The organism is Shewanella sp. 5S214 (assembly GCF_041439795.1).
Classification (GTDB): domain Bacteria; phylum Pseudomonadota; class Gammaproteobacteria; order Enterobacterales; family Shewanellaceae; genus Shewanella; species Shewanella vesiculosa.
On the sequence record NZ_JBGOOV010000004.1, the window covers coordinates 1 to 17,210 of the forward strand.

Here is a 17,210-nt window from a genome sequence, read left to right on the forward strand (position 1 = left end):
TTACTATAGCGACAAGTGAGTCGTGGAAAGACCAGCAAGGTCAAATGCAAGAACGTACTGAGTGGCATAACATTGTGATGTATCGCCGTCTTGCAGAAATTGCTGGCGAGTACTTAAAAAAAGGTTCTAAAGTTTATTTAGAAGGCAAATTGCAAACCAGTAAATGGCAAGATCAGGCTACCGGTCAAGACCGTTACAAGACTGAAATTAACGCCATGGAAATGCAAATGTTAGACAGCCGCAACTCTGGTGATAACAGCGGTGGTGGTCAATATCAGGTACAAGGTCAAAGCTCGGGACAAAACATGGGACAACAACAGTCTCGTCCTGCACCGGCTCCTCAAGCTCGTCCGCCACAAGCACAATACAATCAAGCAGCACCTGCCACAGGTAATGCAGCTTACCAAGCTCAGCCAAATGCCGGTCAGCAAGGCGGTTATCAGCAACAGGCTGCGCCAGCACAACAAGCTGCACCAGCTTACGCACCAAAGCCAGCGGCACCACAGGGTAATTTCCAACCACAAAATGCCCCTGCACAGCGTCCAGCTCCACAGCCACAGCAAAATTTTACCCCAGATTTAGATGAAGGTTGGGATGACGATATCCCGTTCTAGGACACATGATTTATCGTGTTAACTAAACCTTTAAGGCCTGCTTTTGCAGGCCTTTTTATGTCAGATAACTAAGATAAATGCGCCTGTCACAGTATTTTGAGGGGCAATGTCACAGTGCCGTTTGGAATAGGACCAGCTAGTCGATTAAAGCAGAGTATTCGTCAAGTGACTTATGACCTCTAGCCGTCAGAAAGCTCAACAACGCTTCAGGGCTTCGGTTTAGTAAGCGTTCAATTGGAAACGCGACTGTTTCAATGACCTCAACAGCTTTTTCAAACTCGCCTAAGCTAAACGCGACATGAGAATCAGAGCCCATAACCAGCAGTCCACCGGCTTCTTTTACGGCATTAGCAATTTCAATACAATTTGGTGCACTGCCTTTTCTTGAGGCTAAAAAAGAGGAGTTGTTTATCTCTAGTGCCACGTTATATTTTGCTGCGGCCGCAGCAACACGCTGAATATCGATGGGATACGCGGGATTGCCAGGATGAGTAATGATGTCGACATTACCGCTTGCAATCGCATTGATTAGCGCCGTGGTGTGAGCCTCTTTGGTTGATGGTGGAAAAACGGGTTCATGAAAACCTGCCAATACAATATCGAGTTCTTTTAAATAATCGCCAAAAAAGTCAATTTCGCCATGCTCATTTTTGATATTAGCTTCAATGCCGCGCAGTACACCAATGCCATCAACAATTCGAGGTAACACTTTCATATTCACAAAGTGCCAAAAATGGGGAGCGTCAGCCATATCTGGACCATGATCGGTAATGGCGAATAACTTAAGCCCTTTGGTTTTCGCAACAGACAGGTAATCGTATAAGGTACTATAGGCGTGAGACGACGCTATAGTATGAGCGTGAGTATCAACAAGGAATTTCATGGCGAGTCTCATTGTCCAAATTAAAGAATGTAGACATTCAGTCTACTCCGTTACGTGACTGTTCTCTATGATCACTCCAGCTAAAATAGTAAACCCTCTCATTAAATGAAACGTTATATTAATACTTCGACGACAAGTATAACGATGATTTAACAGTTTATTTATTGTTTAGCGTTGATTACTTTTTTAGCATAGTTCTGTTGATTATTGTATTGGTTACTCTAAGGCGATGTGCTAAACATAGCACTATCTGTGTATCAGATATTAATAAGATATAGGCTATTTTTAGTCAGTTAATTTTAAGTGAAGAGGACATAATGAGAGCCGAACTAAGAGCAAAAATCATCGAAGTGTGTGATAAGAAAATGGCCTTGAAAGGCGATAACGTCGGTTTGTCATTTTACGCTTTCTTTGCTAATAAAAATGATAATCCGGCACTATTGATGGAAGCGGCAACATGGTGGATTGAAACCCATCAATTAGACCATTTTGTCAAAGCCCATAAAATTAAACATATGGTGAATAATGGCTTGTAATCATCTGCAGCACTTATACGCTATGGGTCATCATTAATTCAATAAGCCATCTCGATAGTAAGCCTACTGATGCCTTGATTGATGAGCGGTTGCATATTGTGAACTCAATGATCGAATAAATTATTTTTGAACGATCAATCAAATTGTATTTATCGTTTGCATGGTTTTAATGTTATATTTTCAATCTTGAGCACAATTAGCTGAGCTAAATATAATGCTCACTACCAATATAGGTAGCAGATTTTTTCAATTTAAAAGCTGGAGTTATGAGTGGAATTGATGGGGCGATTAGTTGTGATTATAGGCACTTTACTCTTGTTAAGTGGGTGTGCTAGTACCTCAACACCGGGCGATCCGTTCGAAGCGGTTAATCGAAAAAGCTGGGATTTTAATTACCAGGTTATGGATAAATATGCGTTAAAACCAGCAGCCCAAGGCTATGAAAACGTTCCTCAGCCTATCCGACAAGGTGTGACTAACCTTTTATCAAATCTCAGTGAACCGCTTTACGCATTAAATAACCTCTTGCAATGGAAAGTGACTGACAGTGGCAGTAGTGTGTTACGTTTTGTCGTCAACACAACAATCGGCTTAGTCGGTATTTTTGATCCTGCTACAGACATGGGACTGGCTAAAAAAGAAGAAACATTCGCACAAACCTTTGGTGTTTGGGGGATAGGTAATGGACCATTCATTATGTGGCCTGTTTATGGGGCCAGCACGGCACGTAATACCGTCGGTGATTTTGTTGATATTTTTGTCTATCCCTTGTCTATTCTGACATTTGAGCAAAGAGCGGGGAAATTTGTGCTTGAAGGGTTAGACAGTAGGATTGAATTTCAGCAATATGAACCTATCTTAGATAAGTCATTAGATCCTTATGGCTATGTTAAAGATGTCTATCTACAGCGAGATGCGCACTTAGTCAGTGACGGAAAAGTAGATGAGGCTGATACAGAAGAATTTGATCTAGAGTTCGATGACGAACTATTAGATGATGAGCTATTAGATGAAGCTCCAGTAGATAAAAAAATAGGCGATCAAACTGATATAAAAAATACGGACTAGCCCATGTCAAACATCAAAACGTTTTCATCTTGTACAAGTGAATTAAAAAATATTCGCCAATTTGTGGAACATGCTTGCCAAGACTTTCCCTTTCGCGAAGATAAAGTTAATGAAATCGTATTAGCCGTTGATGAGGCTTGCGCCAATGTGATTCGCCATGGTTACCACATGTCGAAAAAAGGCTGTTTAGAGATAGAGATCAGCAGTGACCATGAACACGCGCGATTTGTGATTAAAGATGTGTGTTCGCAGATTACTGATAAACAATTAATACCGCCAGAAAATAATTTATGTGAACCGGGTGGCCTAGGCCTTTGCTTGATCCATTATGTGGCAGAAACCGTAAGATTGCTCCCACATAAAGGTAAAGGTAATTGGTTAGAATTGACGGTTAAATTTGAGTGATATGAAATGAATATTGAAATTGAGCAACAAAATAATTATCAAGTCGTTAAGCTTTATGGTGAAGTCGATCTGAGCAATTCACGCAGCATTAAACTCGACATCATCAAATTAATTAAGAGTAAAAATAACGTTATTGTCGATTTTACCCATCTGCAATATATCGATAGCTCAGGAATGGCGTCATTAGTTGAGGCGTTTAATGAGGCCAAAGAAAACCATACTGAGTTTCATATTGTTGGTGCTAATGGTTCGCCGCTTCAAGTATTGCAATTAACCCGCTTAAACACAGTGTTTAACTTAGCGGATTCAGTAGGTGCTGTAACTCACAATGGTTAAGCCTATTATTACCGTAGAGCATTTGTTTGCCCAGTATGGTGACACCCAAGTACTTAAGGATGTCAATTTAGAGGTCAACCCCGGAGAGATTCTGGTGGTGATGGGCGGTTCTGGCTCAGGTAAAAGTACTTTACTCAATCATATGCTTGGGCTTAAAACACCGGTTTCTGGCACTATCATGATTGATGGTGTGAATATTTTTACGGCTAAAAGTAAACAATTACGTCATTTACGTCAAAAAATGGGTGTCGCTTTTCAAGGTGGCGCACTGCTGAGCTCGTTGACTGTGGCCGATAATGTCAGGTTACCCTTAGAGCAGAATACTTCTTTAGACACCCAAACTATCGATATTATGGTGCGGATGAAGCTTGAACTCATGAATATGGCCGGCACTGGTCATATGATGCCCTCTGAATTATCGGGTGGCATGTTAAAGCGTGCCGGCTTAGCTAGAGCGGTTATCATGGACCCTAAGTTACTATTTTTTGATGAACCGTCGGCAGGACTAGATCCGACTACCGCAGTAGAGTTGGATGAGCTTATTTTAACCTTAAGAGATGCTATGAACATGACCATAGTGGTGGTGACTCATGAGCTTGAAAGTGTGTTTAAAATTGCCGATCGTGTGGTGGTTTTGTTTAACGGCGAAGTCGTGGCAAATGGCACGGTTGACGAGATTAAAAATTCGCCAGATGAACGTATTCAAAATATGATTAACCGCCAACCTAATACTTACCGAGACGATGGCGAGGTTTACTTCAATCGACTGTTAGATAAGGACAATATTTAATGACCGCCTTATTTAATGCGATCAGTAATCTGGGCGCCGCAACACGAAAAAATATCGACAGTTTAGGCCTAGCGACAATGTTTTTACTGCGCATTGTCAGCAGCCTATTTACTGGGCTGGTGTCATTTAAACAAGTGCTCAAGCAAATATACTTTATCGGTAATCGGTCTTTAATCGTCATTATTGTCGCAGCATTATTTACTGGCATGGTGGTGGCGCTGCAATTTTACGACACCTTAGTGCGCTTTGGATCGGTGGATTTGTTGGGTTCGGCAGTGGCCTTGAGTTTGATTAAAGAACTGGGCCCGGTAATGACCGCATTGATGCTGATTGCGCGAGTAGGCTCTGCTACCTGCTCTGAAATTGGTATTATGCGCAATGAGCAGCAGTTTGATGCGCTTGATTGCATGGCGATTAACAGCTATCGCTATGTTATGTTGCCACGTTTACTTGCCGCGTTAATTTGTGTGCCTATCCTAACGGCAGTGTTCGACCTGGTTGGGATAAGCGGTGGTTATATCGTTGGCGTTCACATCCAAGGCGAAAACCCCGGTGCATATATTCAAGGTGTGCTGGATACGATTAGCTTTAAAGATGTGCTGGTTGGTCAAATAAAGTCGTTGGTATTTGGTTTATTTATTATGTGGATACCTTTGTATTACGGCTTTTACTTACACCTGAATCAAAAAAATATGGGCGCTGAAGGCGTCAGTAATGGCACCACTCAGGCAGTGGTAATGAGTGCAATTATTATGCTATTTAGTGACTACATCGTTAGCTCATTAGCACTATAACTCGAGGTAACAATGAAAAACAATTACGTCAATTTTCTCGTCGGCCTGTTTGTGCTGTGCGGGATTGGAGCCTTGGTATTTATGTCTGTTACCATTGGCGGGGCATCGATTTCTAATAGCGGTCAATATACCTTAGTCGCTAAATTTGAAAACTCTTCAGGTTTAAAAGAGGGGGCTTTTGTTGAAATGTCCGGTGTAAGGGTTGGGTTAATTAAATCGATTAAGTACGACCCTAAAGCGTATGAATCTGTGGTTACAGTGTCATTAGATAACAGCATTATCGTGCCAGATGATTCCGTCGCGTCTATTCGTACATCTGGGATTATCGGTGATAGGTTTCTTAAAATATCCAGCGGTGGATCAGACATCAATATGGAAGATGGTGATGAGTTTATTGATACAGAATCATCAATTAGCATCGAAGAATTAGTTAGTAAATATATGTTTAGTCAGGATAAATAATGAAATCGATAATAGCTTTAATCATAATGTTAGTGATGTCGTCTGTAGCTTTAGCAGCACAAGGACCGACAGATCGGGTTAAATTGGGTGTGTCAGATATCATTAGTATTGCTTCTGATAGTGCTTTGTCGGTTGAACAAAAAAAACAATCGCTCAGTGATGTGATTGAAAAGCATGTGGATATTCAAGCGTCTGCGCAACGCGTATTAGGTAAGTATTGGAGAGAAGCCAGCGACAGCGAAAAGCGTCAATTTATGGTGTTGTTAAAAGGCGTGCTAGTCGATACTTATATTGTATTGTTAGAAAAATATGATAATGAAACCGTTGCTTACACTGGCGAGACTATCAAGAAAAAAGTCTATGCAACGGTAGATACCGACATACATACCAAAGACAATATCATTCCAGTGTCTTACCAGCTTTATCAGCGCAATGATGAATGGAAAATTTACGACTTTGTAGCGGAAGGTTTATCAATGATCCGTACCTTTAGTAAAGACTATCAAAGTACCTTAAAGAAAAGTGGTGTTTCTGGTTTAAATGAAGCCCTTGCTGCTAAATTAGCCCAAAAGTAAGGTCTTCCCTTTGAGTATAGACAGAGCATTAGCTAATAATATCATTGATGAAACCTTGTGGTTTAAAACCACCTTGGCGCTGACGTTAACTGAGTTTAATTATTATCTCATTAAGAAAAATGGCCAAATTAGCTGTAATTTTTCATCCTTGTGTGATCAACATTACACTAACCTGTATAAACAGTTTCAAGCATTGTCGTTACAGCACAGTACCATTGAGATATTGCCATTAAATGATGATGGCAAGACGTCTTGGGCACTGCCTTTTGGTAAAGATTCGAGCTTATTTGACTGTATCATTTTGCTCGATTTGCCTGCCAATGTAGAGTCGCATCATGTTAGTGCATTGTATTTCAAGCTTTTATACCAGCTAAAAAGTTTTCAATTCTCTGAGGCATCTTCACAGCTCAATGCCGCTCAAGTATGGATCCGCGATGAGATAGAAGAGATTACCCGCTTACAACAGCTAATGTTGCCAGACAAAGGTATTGAACTCAGCTCCGTTAAAATGGCCTACACCTACAAAGCAATGAAAGGCGCTGGTGGCGATTATTTAGATATTGTCGATCTCGGCAAAAGTCGTCCTGACATTCAAGGTGATATAGGAATGATTATTGCCGACGTATCGGGGCATGGCCCAGCCGCTGCCGTAGAGACAGCAATGATAGATGCGATTTTACGCACCTTTGAGCCGAAGAACTTATCCAGTAGCTCTTCAGAAGTACTCAATTATATCAATCAACACTTTTTCACTAAAAAGCCCCGCGGCAGTTTTTTAACTGCCACAGTGCTTCGTTATAATTGTAAAGACAAAGAACTCATTTATGCCAATGCTGGCCATCCGCATGCGTACTTGAAAAAAGCCAATCGGCTGGTTGCTCTAGATCAGGGCGGGATACCGATAGGTGTACTGCGTGAGCAAAATTGGGATACCTACAGGGTTAGCGTGGATGTTGGTGATATCTTGTTTGTTTATACTGATGTTGTCATCGAAACTCAAAATGCCCAAAAAGAGCTATTCGGCTTTGATCGCTTAGAAAAAGCCATTAGTGCCGCCCCCGATGAACCCGAAGCTATGCTGGAGTATCTTGAACAGCAAATGAAACTATTTTGCGGTTTTTCAGAGTTTCAGGATGACTTAACCATGTGTGCTATCCAGTTTATTTAAGTTAATAGAGTATTTAATCATTGAGAAGATGAAGATTGGGATGATGATATCCCGTTTTAGGGCATCTCCAGTCACAGGTTTAATCTTTTTTATTAATAATTAAAAAGCCCTGAGTTAACGCTCAGGGCTTTTTCTATCTTACGGGTTTGTTGGCTGATTAAGCGCTTAATGCTTCAGTTGGGCCAAAGAATTCATAATGAATTTGGTTTTCTGGTATACCTAGGCTGGTGGCGATAGCTAATGCTGCTTTCATAAAGCCAGTCGGGCCAAGTAGGTAAAATTCTACATCGCGGTCTGCAGGCAGTTGCTCTGCAATCAATGATGCATCGATGAAGCCTGTCGCATGAGGTTGGCAATATTGTCCTGGTTGGCTGTAAACATACAGCGGCTTGATGTGATCATGGATTGAGGCAAGTTGATCAACATGGTGTTTAAACGCATGAACATCACTATTAAGAGCTGCATGAATAAAGCGAATATCGCGGCCTGAACCAGCTTCAGTATTGAGCATACTAATCGCAGGCGTAATGCCCACACCGCCGGTGAGTAAAATTAACGGTTTGGTATTATTGCGTAAAGTGAAATCGCCACTTGGGGCACGTAATTTGACTTTATCACCTAACTGAATGTGGTTATGTAAGTGATTTGATACCACACCATTAGGTTCACGCTTGACGCTAATTCTTAAGTAATCTTTGCCTGCCGCGTCAGATAAACTGTAGTTACGACGCATTGATACGCCATCGATATCATCAAATACTAAGGTTAGAAATTGACCGGCTTCAAAACTTGGCAAACCTTTATCATCAAATGGTTGAAAGTAGAATGAGGTAATCACTGAACTTTCAACTACACGTTTTATTAAAATAAACTCACGCTCGCCGCGCCAGCCACCAGTTTTCTGTTCGTTCTGTGTATAAATTGACTCTTCAGCCGCAATTAATATGTTGGCTAACTGACCGTAAGCTTTGGCCCAAGCATCAATCACTTCGTCTGTTGCAGCATCGCCGAGTACGGCTTTAATGGCCTGTAATAAACAGCTGCCAACCGCATCATATTGATGCGGCAATATACCTAGTGCGGTATGCTTTTGGACAATTTTACTGACCGCAGCGCTTAAATTACCTAGCTCATCAATATTGGCACCATAAGCAATCACAGCGTTAGCCAGTGCTTTAGGTTGAGTGCCTTTAGCTTGGTTAGTTTGATTGAAATAAGGCAATACTTCAGGATGCTGGGCAAACAGTAATGGATAGAAATGGCTGGTAATGTCATTGGCGTAAAGTTGTAACGCGGGGACAGTGGCCTTAATAATTTGAACAGTTGCAGTGTCTAACATTCATGATTCCTTTTTGGGGAGTAAATAACGATAAGCTTCAATCAATTACCTTGTATACCTTGACATTACACAGAACGTGCCAACATTTATCACACTGATTTTAAACATATAAATTTTATAAAGGTTAAATTGACCTAGATCAATAAGTGTGTCAAATTAACCTAAATTAGGTTTATTTGACTTATTATGAATATTGTTCCCTTTATCGACATTGTAGAAGACTTAAATCGTGACTTGATAAAATCGGAGCGTTACTTGCGGCTGATTTTAGCGATTCAACGCGCCATTCCGTGCGATGTTGTAGCCTTACTGAAGCTTAAACAGGATCATTTGGTGCCTGTAGCTGTGGTGGGCTTAAAGCAAGAAGCGTTAGCGCGACAATTTTCGATTAACCACCATCCACGCTTGCAGCAAATTTTAACTAACCCACACATTACCCGCTTCGATGCCGACTCAACACTGCCCGATCCCTATGACGGTTTAGTCGATGATGGCAGTGAACAATTGCACGTGCATGACTGCATGGGCAGCACCATTTATATCGATGGTAAAGCCTGGGGCGTTTTAACCTTGGACGCTATGCAAGCAGGTAGTTTTGATTCGCTTAATCCAACCGAAACCCGCGCTTATATTGCTGCTGTGGCCGCTGCGATTAGTACCAGTGAACATATTGAAGCGTTAGAAATTCAAGTTGAACGTAATCATCAAGTGGCACAGTGCATGTTAGCGACTGCAGGGCCGTCAAGTATTATTGGTAACAGTGGCGCAATTACGGATTTATTGTCAGAGATAAATACTGTTGCCGCCAGCGATCTATCGGTATTAATTACCGGGGAAACTGGTGTGGGTAAAGAGTTAGTTGCCAAAAGCATTCATCAACAATCACGTCGCAGCGAGCAACCGTTAGTACAAATTAACTGTGCAGCACTGCCAGAAAGCATCGTTGAAAGTGAACTCTTTGGTCATGTAAAAGGTGCTTATTCTGGTGCGGTAAGCGATCGTCGGGGCCGCTTTGAACTGGCCGATGGCGGCACATTATTTTTAGATGAAGTGGGTGAATTACCGTTAGCGGTACAAGCTAAGTTATTGCGTGCATTGCAAAATGGTGAAATTCAGCGTGTTGGTAGCGACAATATTATTGTGGTGGATGTCAGAATTATTGCTGCAACTAATCGTAATTTGCAGCTAGAAGTTAAAGAAGGTAGGTTTAGAGCTGACTTGTATCATCGTTTAAGTGTTTATCCACTGCCAGTGCCAGCCTTACGTGATCGCGGTAAAGACGTTATTTTATTGGCAGGCTATTTTTTAGAAAAAAGCCAACATCAACTTGGAGTCGCGAAACTGAGGTTGCAACAAAGCGCGATTAATCAATTAGCCCAATATCATTGGCCTGGCAATGTGCGTGAGTTAGAGCACTTGCTTAGTCGCGCTGCCTTAAGGGCCATTAGTGAACAAGGTCGTCATGCTAGTATTATTAGTATTAGCCCTGTGCATCTGGGGTCAGAGTTTATGGCGAGTCATTCTGAAGCACCACAGCAAACCGCGATGGAGAGTCAATCCACCAATGATTCAACGGCTACGTTATCCCAAGTGATAACCCAAGGACTGCGTGATGCCACCGATGAGTATCAGCGGCAAGTCATACAAACAGTATTCTTGACTGAGCGAGGTAACTTAGCTGCAGTTGCAAGGTCCTTAAAGCTAGATAGAAGTAATTTAATTCGTACCATGCGTCGTTTAGCGCTTGATCCTAATACGGGTGAGTAAAGCGAAACAACACTGGTTAAGTCAGTAAACGGTTCGAGCTTATCTTATTGAGTCAGAATATTTTTTGTTGTTTGAGAAATTTATTAGCACAAATTCAGGTCAATGTAAGTTGAGTGAGATAAATTAGGATTACCTAAAGGATGAATGTGATGCAAAAAAGCAGTTTAAGTAATATTGCGTTAGTGGTGGCATTGGTTGCAGTAGCACTTGCCGTATTAATGGTATTTGGATCGACAATAGGATTATGGGATCCCATAGTCGGCTTCATGGCCAGCCGTAATTACAATAACTTGCTGGGATATGTTGTCGTCGTGATTGGGTTAGTGGCATTAATTACCAGCTTTACCATTAAGCAAAACAGTCGTGCTAAAGGTAAAGGGCTTATCAATTCGACCATAGCGTTAGTGCTTGGATTAGGCATATTGGCGCCGAGTATTGTGGCATTGGTTATTGAGCCAGTTAAATACCCACCTATTCACGATATAACCACTAATACCCAATCGCCACCGCAATTCGAATTTTTAACTGACAGTCGTGAAGGCGCTAAAAACAGCTTAGTTTATGGTGGCCCCGAAATCGCTGCGCAGCAACTGCAAGCTTTTCCTAATATTAACCCTATAGTGTCAGACTTAACCGCTGATGCGGCTTATCAAAAGGCACTTATGGTTGCGGAGTCAATGGGTTGGACTATTGTCGCTCAAGACCCAAAGGCACGTCGTTTTGAAAGTACCTCAAGAACCCCATTTTTTAACTTCGCAGACGATATTGTTGTGGTAGTGTCTGTATTAGAGCAGGGTAGCCGTATTGATTTACGCAGTGTATCGCGGGTTGGAATCGGCGATCGCGGTGTCAATGCACAACGCATTCAAGAATTTAGCCTGCGGTTTGCTGAATAAATTAAGTCGCAGGTTTTAACAAGTAAAAGGAGCATAGAATGCTCCTTTTTACTTGTTAGCTATTAAATAAATAGGTGCCCAAATGCGTTACAGTGATGGATATCTTGTTCCACAATCTAGTGCGTCATTATGTGGCTTATTGTTTCTATTGCTCAGGAGTCACGCAGATAAAGTTAACTGCATCTTCCATGTTACCTGTACCGCTATAGGTTGCCACTTGTGGGAAAGGGCATAATGGTCTTGTCCGTGTTTTAGACCAATTAGCGGGTAACTCAGTATTTTCAGAACGAACAGAAGCATTTATGCTCTCAGGTGCTTGCCCTTGTTCTACCCATGCAACGAGAGAGTCAAGCATGTCAAAGCGGTCTGTAGCTAACCCCTTACCGCAATGGTTCATACCAGGGACTAAATATAAGCGAGCAAACTCGTCGGCTTGATTTTCATTGACGTTCTGCAAGCCTTTGTACCAGTTAACTGTATCGTTAGGTGAAAATACTGCGTCAGAAGTACCATGAACGACCATTATCTTAGCGCCACGATCTCTCAATACAGTCAGATCAGTTGGATTTGGTGGTGTCATGAATGTCATACCTGACTGGGTGTAAGTATCATCAATCGCATAAATACGCTCAACATCGGTATCCATATCAAAAGGCATCACAAATTCATATGCACCGAGTTCCGTTGAACCATTATAAGGGGTTGGTGCGGTTGAGAATATAAATGCCACCGCGCCTGGATCTCTCATCATCGCCATGAAAAATTCCCAGTTATAATAATCATTGGTGCCCATGCCCGCATCATAGGGGAAGTCTGAATAAATGGCCGCATCTGTATTACTATTACGTGGCCCAGACATAATGTTTGTCATTACTGACTTCTGCGCAGCAGTTAAACATGTGCCATCTCGGTCAGCTGGACAGGTTGGCACATCTCGATCTAAATCAAATGCATCTTGGCAACCATAAGTATCTTGTACCATTCCGTCGCTTGCGCCATCTAATGCGTCACATTGCTGTGCGACTTTACTTGAAACGAGTGCAAACTCTTCTTGGGTGAAGCCATTTTGTAAAGATGCGAGCACATTTTCGACGTCAATATCTACTAGGCTTGAATATTGCTGAATACCATAAAGCTGTGAAACAGCTGCTTTGGGTAAGTTGAACCCTGGGTTACCTACTAAGAAACCATCATATAAATCGGCATAGCGTGTTGCGGCAACCATGGTATGGCGTCCACCATTTGAGCAACCTCCAAAGTAAGAACGATCAGGCTGTTTACCATACGCGGTTTCAATTAAAGATTTAGCCATTGGCGTGAGTTCGGCAACCGCATTGTAGCCATAATCTAAGCGTGCCTGAGGATCTAGCCCAAACATGGGTGTTGCTGATGCGTGTCCGGTGTCGGAACTGATGACTGCAAAGCCTTTGTTTAGCGCACCAGAATCCTTGCTTGCAGATGTAAGGAAACGACCAACGGCTTTTTGCACTTTACCATCTAAGCCGCCATTGGCTTGGTAATAAAAACGGCCATTCCAGTCTGACGGTAAACGCATTTCAAAACCAATAGCGTACTCGGCATCACCATCCATCCCTATGCCAGTTCTTTCGTTCATTTTCCCTGTGATTAAACAATGTGAAGGAGACGGGTAAATTTCGCCTGCGTCATATTCCACATCACCCGCGGGGATAAGTTCTGCACTGATAATTGTAGTGTCGGCATAATTGAACTCAGTTGCGAGTGTGGCACAACTGGTGATACTTGCAGGTATGGCGGCCTCAAGTTGTGGAATGCCTTCCGTAGATGAGTCACTATTGCAGCCGTAAAGAGCAATACACAAAGGTGCTAAAGCTAAGGGAATCCATAGATTTTCCGTTTTCATATTAATCCTCATTGTCTATACTTGAATGGTAATATGTCAAACGTATAACATATGATTTGCAGGGTAAATACTGATAAGAATTTAATGACTAATGGGTCTCAGTTTCTACATTGTTGGGAAATAGATCGCAGTTGGTTTGACAAAACAGAAATTTAAGTAGCTTTTAACTAAGATAAATACTTTGCTAGCAATGTGATAATGTCATTTGGGTTGGCTGAGGTGTTTTGTACAGAGGCTGCAAATCTTGTTGAGCTTTGTTTTACTATGGGTATAAAAACAGGCTCATGAATAAACATGAACCTGCGTATAATCAAGACTGTACAGTATAATAATGCTTATTTTTCAGTGTCTCTATAATCTTTTTCTACAGCGTTGAGCCTTAGGGTAAATGCTTGTAAGTGTGTGCGCATTTCTGCCTCAGCTTGTTGACCATCTTGTGCGATAACCGCTGCAATAATTGCATCATGCAGGCCTACTGGATGGACTTTGTCATGGCTAGGTTCAAATTTTGAAGTTGCATTACTGATAACTTGCAACAGAGATTTGACGATAGCCGCGAGAAAACGATTTCCTGACATATCAGCTAAAATATAATGCACTTTCTGGCGTGAATAAACGGTATCAGAATAGTCTAATATGTGTTCTTCACAGCGAGAGGCCTCACGTAATTTTTCTGCCAGTTCAGGGGTGCAATTTTGCGCTGCTAATTTAGCCACCATAGGCTCAATTTGTAATCTTGCCTCGCAGACTTCGGCGAATGACATTTTTTCCATGATGAACAATTCCTGACACACATTAGTCAGTCGTTCAAATGTCATCAGTTTTACGAAAGCGCCACCCATCGCACCTTGTTTAATTTCTACAAGGCCACTCGCTTCAAGTCCTTTAATTGCTTCTCGCACTACAGTGCGACTTATTTGAAACAATTCAATGAGTTCTCGTTCGGATGGTAGTTTATCACCAGCTAAATACTTACCTTCAAAAATAGCATTCTTTAGTTGGTTTCCTATTTCATCGGAAGCTTTCATGTGTTTGACGGAGGTAAAGTTAACCAAGTTCAGTGTCCTAAATTTGTTCTGGTTTATATTCTATCATGCTCATACATATGCTTAATAGTTATGCTGATGAAATATCCTTGTTTTCCCGCTCTTATTTATGCGTCACAACTGCTTGTAAGTATATGACTCAAATTCGATTATTTGCTTTCTGTTGATATTCATCTGTTGAATTTCTCTCATCGGTAATGCCTATTATATTTTTGTTGTTAGAAAGTCACAAAATCACTTTTTTTTGAGAGCTACTCCAAAGATACAATAACTATCCCTTTATGGGTAATATCATATGTCATACATTTAACGTATCAAATTTGGGGTTAACATTAACTATTATCATATTAAGACTTTTCCCCACTTTCTGAGCGAACCCTACTTTTGATGCAAGTAGAACACAGTAGCTCTGTACGGTTATGAGCGGGTCCAATATCGCAGTTAATGCTGTTGGCCCCATTGTGACAGTGAGGGCAAAAGGAGTATGACAATGAGTAATAATGATTCAAAGAAGCCGGAAGCAATCGATCAATACACCGCGAATGTCCTGCAAAATGGTATTTCACGACGTAGCTTTTTAACTCGTGCTGCAGTGGGTACTGGCGCAGTTGCATTTACCGGTCTAAGTAGCGGAATTGCTTCTGCTGCAACAGATGACGCCTGCCAAAACGCAGCTAAAAGTTCAGATGGCGGCGCAACGTTAGAGTTTATGCCTAAGCCGAAACCGATTTCTGACAGACTGATCGTATCGACACAAACGTTCGACGTGGTTGTGGTTGGTGCGGGTGCTTCAGGTGTTCCTGCGGCACTATCAGCGGCTGAGAATGGCGCTAAAGTTGCGGTATTACAAAAGCAAGCGATTGTCGTTTCTCAAGGTAACACAGGTTCTGGTATTGATTTGGCCAACAGCGATAAGGCTGGTGTCGAAGCCATGGTTAGCCGTTTAATGAGCGACAGTGCTCACCGTTGTCACCCTGAACTTGTTAGAGAATGGGCGTATAACTCTGGTGAGGCAGTTTCTTGGGTTATCGATCGTGCTAAAAAAGGTGGCGCGCAAATCGTAGACCAAGGCACTAAAGTGCAACATGGTATCCGTGGTGTCACTGAACATAAGCTCAATTTTGTGACCTCATTTTGTGGCCCTAAGCCATATACCACAGGTGACGGCATGCGTGATTTAGCTAAAGTAGCTGAAAAAGCGGGTGTTAAATTCTTCTTCAACATGCCTGCACAACAACTAATCCAAGATGAATCTGGCAAAGTTATTGGTGTTATTGCCAAAGACCGTGATGGCAAATACCACAAATACCTTGCTAAAAAAGGTGTGATTTTGTCGTCTGGTGATTATCAGAATAACGAAGCAATGTGTAACTTCTTCATTCCTGATTTGAAGCATTTTGAACGCAAGCAAATGGATCGTACTGGCGATGGTTTCTCTATGGCTTACTGGGCCGGTGGCGTAATCGAACCTATCGGTCATACCAAAATGTTGCACGATTTTGACGCCGGTCCAGCTTCAATGTGTGATATGCCATTCCTTGCTGTTAACCGCAAAGGTAATCGTTTCGTCAATGAAACGGTTGAAATGTCATTGATGAATAACTACCTACGTGATGCAGAAAATGCGGGTAACTACTCTCAAGTCTTTGATTCTAATTACATGGACCAAGCTGCTAACTGGCCTGGAAAACTGTACTCACCTGAAGAAATGAAAATCTATATGCCTGAAGATCCAGCGCCTAAGGTCGGCGTGTTTGCATCTCAGACAAATACCTACTCAGCCAATACCTTGGAAGAGCTTGCAGTAAAACTGGAATGTGACCCTAAAACCTTCGTTGCCAATGTTAAGCGCTATAACGAGCTTTGCAAAACCGGTAAAGATGACGATTTTGGTAAGCCTTCATCAAAAATGCTTCCTGTTGTTAAAGCCCCTTTCTATGGCATTCACCGCCGCATGCGTATCTCAACCCTTTGTTCAGGAATGCTAGTCGATAAAAATCATCAAGCGCTTGATGCTGATGGCAACAAAATTGGCGGCTTATTCGTTATCGGTAACTTAGGTGGTGGCTTCTATGGTGGCGTTGATTACCCACTGACTGTATTCGGATTGTCACTAGGACGTTGTTATACGTTTGGCTACTTAGCAGGTAGGTATGTGGCCAAGCTATAAAACGAACACCCAGTTAAATGGATGCCTGACACTTGGCAACCTTCCCAATGAATAATGGAATAACACAATGAAGAAATTAACACTGCGCAACATCATGCTTTGTCTTGCATTGAGCTTTTTCGCAAGCGGTGCAATGGCAAACAATAACACCTTATTGGATCAAACTCATGCGGCTAAAGGACTCAAATGTGCTAGCTGCCACGGTAAAGCTGAAATTCGTGAACCTGTGACTATGTCTAAATGCGTGACATGTCATAACACCCAAAAGCTAGCAGCCAAAACCAAGAATGTGAAACCAACAAATCCACATGAAAATCGTCATTTTGGCACTGAAACTGACTGCCTTAAATGTCACAGCGTACACCAAAAGTCAGAGAACTACTGTGGCAGTTGCCACCTTCGTTTTGACTTTGTTGTGCCATAAGTCGGCCATTTGGCACCTTAATATCTCGACCATAAGAAAAGTTAACAATAATTAG

18 protein-coding genes are annotated in these 17,210 nt (G+C 41.9%); 14 read left to right on the plus strand and 4 right to left on the minus strand.

Annotated features, from left to right (window positions below):
• The coding region (gene ssb / locus ACED29_RS03385; RefSeq protein WP_371697039.1) for a single-stranded DNA-binding protein at positions 1 to 614 on the plus strand (614 nt) is incomplete at its 5' end.
• Between the two features lie 136 nt (positions 615 to 750).
• Here the strand turns inward: ssb and ACED29_RS03390 are convergent.
• Positions 751 to 1,497 (minus strand): phosphatase, encoded by a 747-nt coding sequence (locus ACED29_RS03390; RefSeq protein WP_182741185.1) that lies wholly within the window; start codon positions 1,495 to 1,497, stop codon positions 751 to 753.
• Positions 1,498 to 1,814: 317 nt separating this feature from the next.
• On the opposite strand from ACED29_RS03390, the gene ACED29_RS03395 reads away from it, so the two are divergent.
• From ACED29_RS03395 to ACED29_RS03435, 9 genes are all read left to right on the plus strand, one after another.
• The gene (locus ACED29_RS03395) at positions 1,815 to 2,033 is read left to right on the plus strand and encodes a DUF6500 family protein (protein WP_124015285.1); all 219 of its coding nucleotides are present in this window, start codon (positions 1,815 to 1,817) and stop codon (positions 2,031 to 2,033) included.
• A 294-nt stretch (positions 2,034 to 2,327) separates the two neighbouring features.
• The gene (locus ACED29_RS03400; RefSeq protein ID WP_182696874.1) at positions 2,328 to 3,101 is read left to right on the plus strand and encodes a VacJ family lipoprotein; all 774 of its coding nucleotides are present in this window, start codon (positions 2,328 to 2,330) and stop codon (positions 3,099 to 3,101) included.
• Between the two features lie 3 nt (positions 3,102 to 3,104).
• On the plus strand, positions 3,105 to 3,506 hold the full coding sequence (locus ACED29_RS03405) for an ATP-binding protein (protein WP_124015283.1): 402 nt from the start codon (positions 3,105 to 3,107) through the stop codon (positions 3,504 to 3,506).
• Positions 3,507 to 3,512: 6 nt separating this feature from the next.
• A complete protein-coding gene (locus ACED29_RS03410) occupies positions 3,513 to 3,842 on the plus strand; it encodes an STAS domain-containing protein (RefSeq protein ID WP_124015282.1) in 330 nt (109 codons plus the stop codon).
• Positions 3,835 to 4,632 (plus strand): ABC transporter ATP-binding protein, encoded by a 798-nt coding sequence (locus ACED29_RS03415; protein WP_182723522.1) that lies wholly within the window; start codon positions 3,835 to 3,837, stop codon positions 4,630 to 4,632. The genes ACED29_RS03410 and ACED29_RS03415 overlap by 8 nt, the downstream gene beginning before the upstream one ends.
• Complete coding sequence (locus tag ACED29_RS03420) at positions 4,632 to 5,426, plus strand: ABC transporter permease (protein WP_182696872.1); 795 nt, start codon at positions 4,632 to 4,634, stop codon at positions 5,424 to 5,426. Before ACED29_RS03415 ends, ACED29_RS03420 begins: the two co-directional genes overlap by 1 nt.
• 12 nt (positions 5,427 to 5,438) lie before the next feature.
• Complete coding sequence (gene mlaD, locus ACED29_RS03425) at positions 5,439 to 5,888, plus strand: outer membrane lipid asymmetry maintenance protein MlaD (protein ID WP_182723521.1); 450 nt, start codon at positions 5,439 to 5,441, stop codon at positions 5,886 to 5,888.
• Positions 5,888 to 6,463: a phospholipid-binding protein MlaC gene (locus ACED29_RS03430; protein ID WP_182723520.1), complete on the plus strand. Its 576-nt coding sequence runs from the start codon at positions 5,888 to 5,890 to the stop codon at positions 6,461 to 6,463. The genes mlaD and ACED29_RS03430 overlap by 1 nt, the downstream gene beginning before the upstream one ends.
• 10 nt (positions 6,464 to 6,473) lie before the next feature.
• A complete protein-coding gene (locus ACED29_RS03435; RefSeq protein ID WP_182696870.1) occupies positions 6,474 to 7,631 on the plus strand; it encodes a PP2C family protein-serine/threonine phosphatase in 1,158 nt (385 codons plus the stop codon).
• A gap of 157 nt (positions 7,632 to 7,788) precedes the next feature.
• Here the strand turns inward: ACED29_RS03435 and hmpA are convergent, their stop codons facing one another.
• Positions 7,789 to 8,970: an NO-inducible flavohemoprotein gene (gene hmpA, locus ACED29_RS03440; protein ID WP_371697040.1), complete on the minus strand. Its 1,182-nt coding sequence runs from the start codon at positions 8,968 to 8,970 to the stop codon at positions 7,789 to 7,791.
• A 186-nt stretch (positions 8,971 to 9,156) separates the two neighbouring features.
• Here hmpA and norR point away from each other — a divergent pair, with 186 nt between their 5' ends.
• Both norR and ACED29_RS03450 read left to right on the plus strand, forming a co-directional pair.
• Positions 9,157 to 10,737: a nitric oxide reductase transcriptional regulator NorR gene (gene norR / locus ACED29_RS03445; RefSeq protein WP_371697041.1), complete on the plus strand. Its 1,581-nt coding sequence runs from the start codon at positions 9,157 to 9,159 to the stop codon at positions 10,735 to 10,737.
• A 149-nt stretch (positions 10,738 to 10,886) separates the two neighbouring features.
• Positions 10,887 to 11,633: a DUF1499 domain-containing protein gene (locus ACED29_RS03450; RefSeq protein WP_347690354.1), complete on the plus strand. Its 747-nt coding sequence runs from the start codon at positions 10,887 to 10,889 to the stop codon at positions 11,631 to 11,633.
• Positions 11,634 to 11,778: 145 nt separating this feature from the next.
• Here ACED29_RS03450 and ACED29_RS03455 read toward each other — a convergent pair whose 3' ends face one another.
• Complete coding sequence (locus ACED29_RS03455) at positions 11,779 to 13,515, minus strand: tannase/feruloyl esterase family alpha/beta hydrolase (RefSeq protein WP_182723517.1); 1,737 nt, start codon at positions 13,513 to 13,515, stop codon at positions 11,779 to 11,781.
• A 335-nt stretch (positions 13,516 to 13,850) separates the two neighbouring features.
• Positions 13,851 to 14,570 carry a FadR/GntR family transcriptional regulator gene (locus tag ACED29_RS03460; protein WP_310736175.1) on the minus strand — a complete coding sequence of 240 codons (720 nt, stop codon included), beginning with the start codon at positions 14,568 to 14,570 and terminating at the stop codon, positions 13,851 to 13,853.
• A 481-nt stretch (positions 14,571 to 15,051) separates the two neighbouring features.
• Here ACED29_RS03460 and ACED29_RS03465 point away from each other — a divergent pair, with 481 nt between their 5' ends.
• Together ACED29_RS03465 and ACED29_RS03470 are read left to right on the plus strand one after the other, a co-directional pair.
• A complete protein-coding gene (locus ACED29_RS03465; protein ID WP_371697042.1) occupies positions 15,052 to 16,731 on the plus strand; it encodes an FAD-binding protein in 1,680 nt (559 codons plus the stop codon).
• Positions 16,732 to 16,798: 67 nt separating this feature from the next.
• Positions 16,799 to 17,155: a cytochrome c3 family protein gene (locus tag ACED29_RS03470; protein ID WP_124015270.1), complete on the plus strand. Its 357-nt coding sequence runs from the start codon at positions 16,799 to 16,801 to the stop codon at positions 17,153 to 17,155.
• Positions 17,156 to 17,210 lie beyond the last annotated feature (55 nt).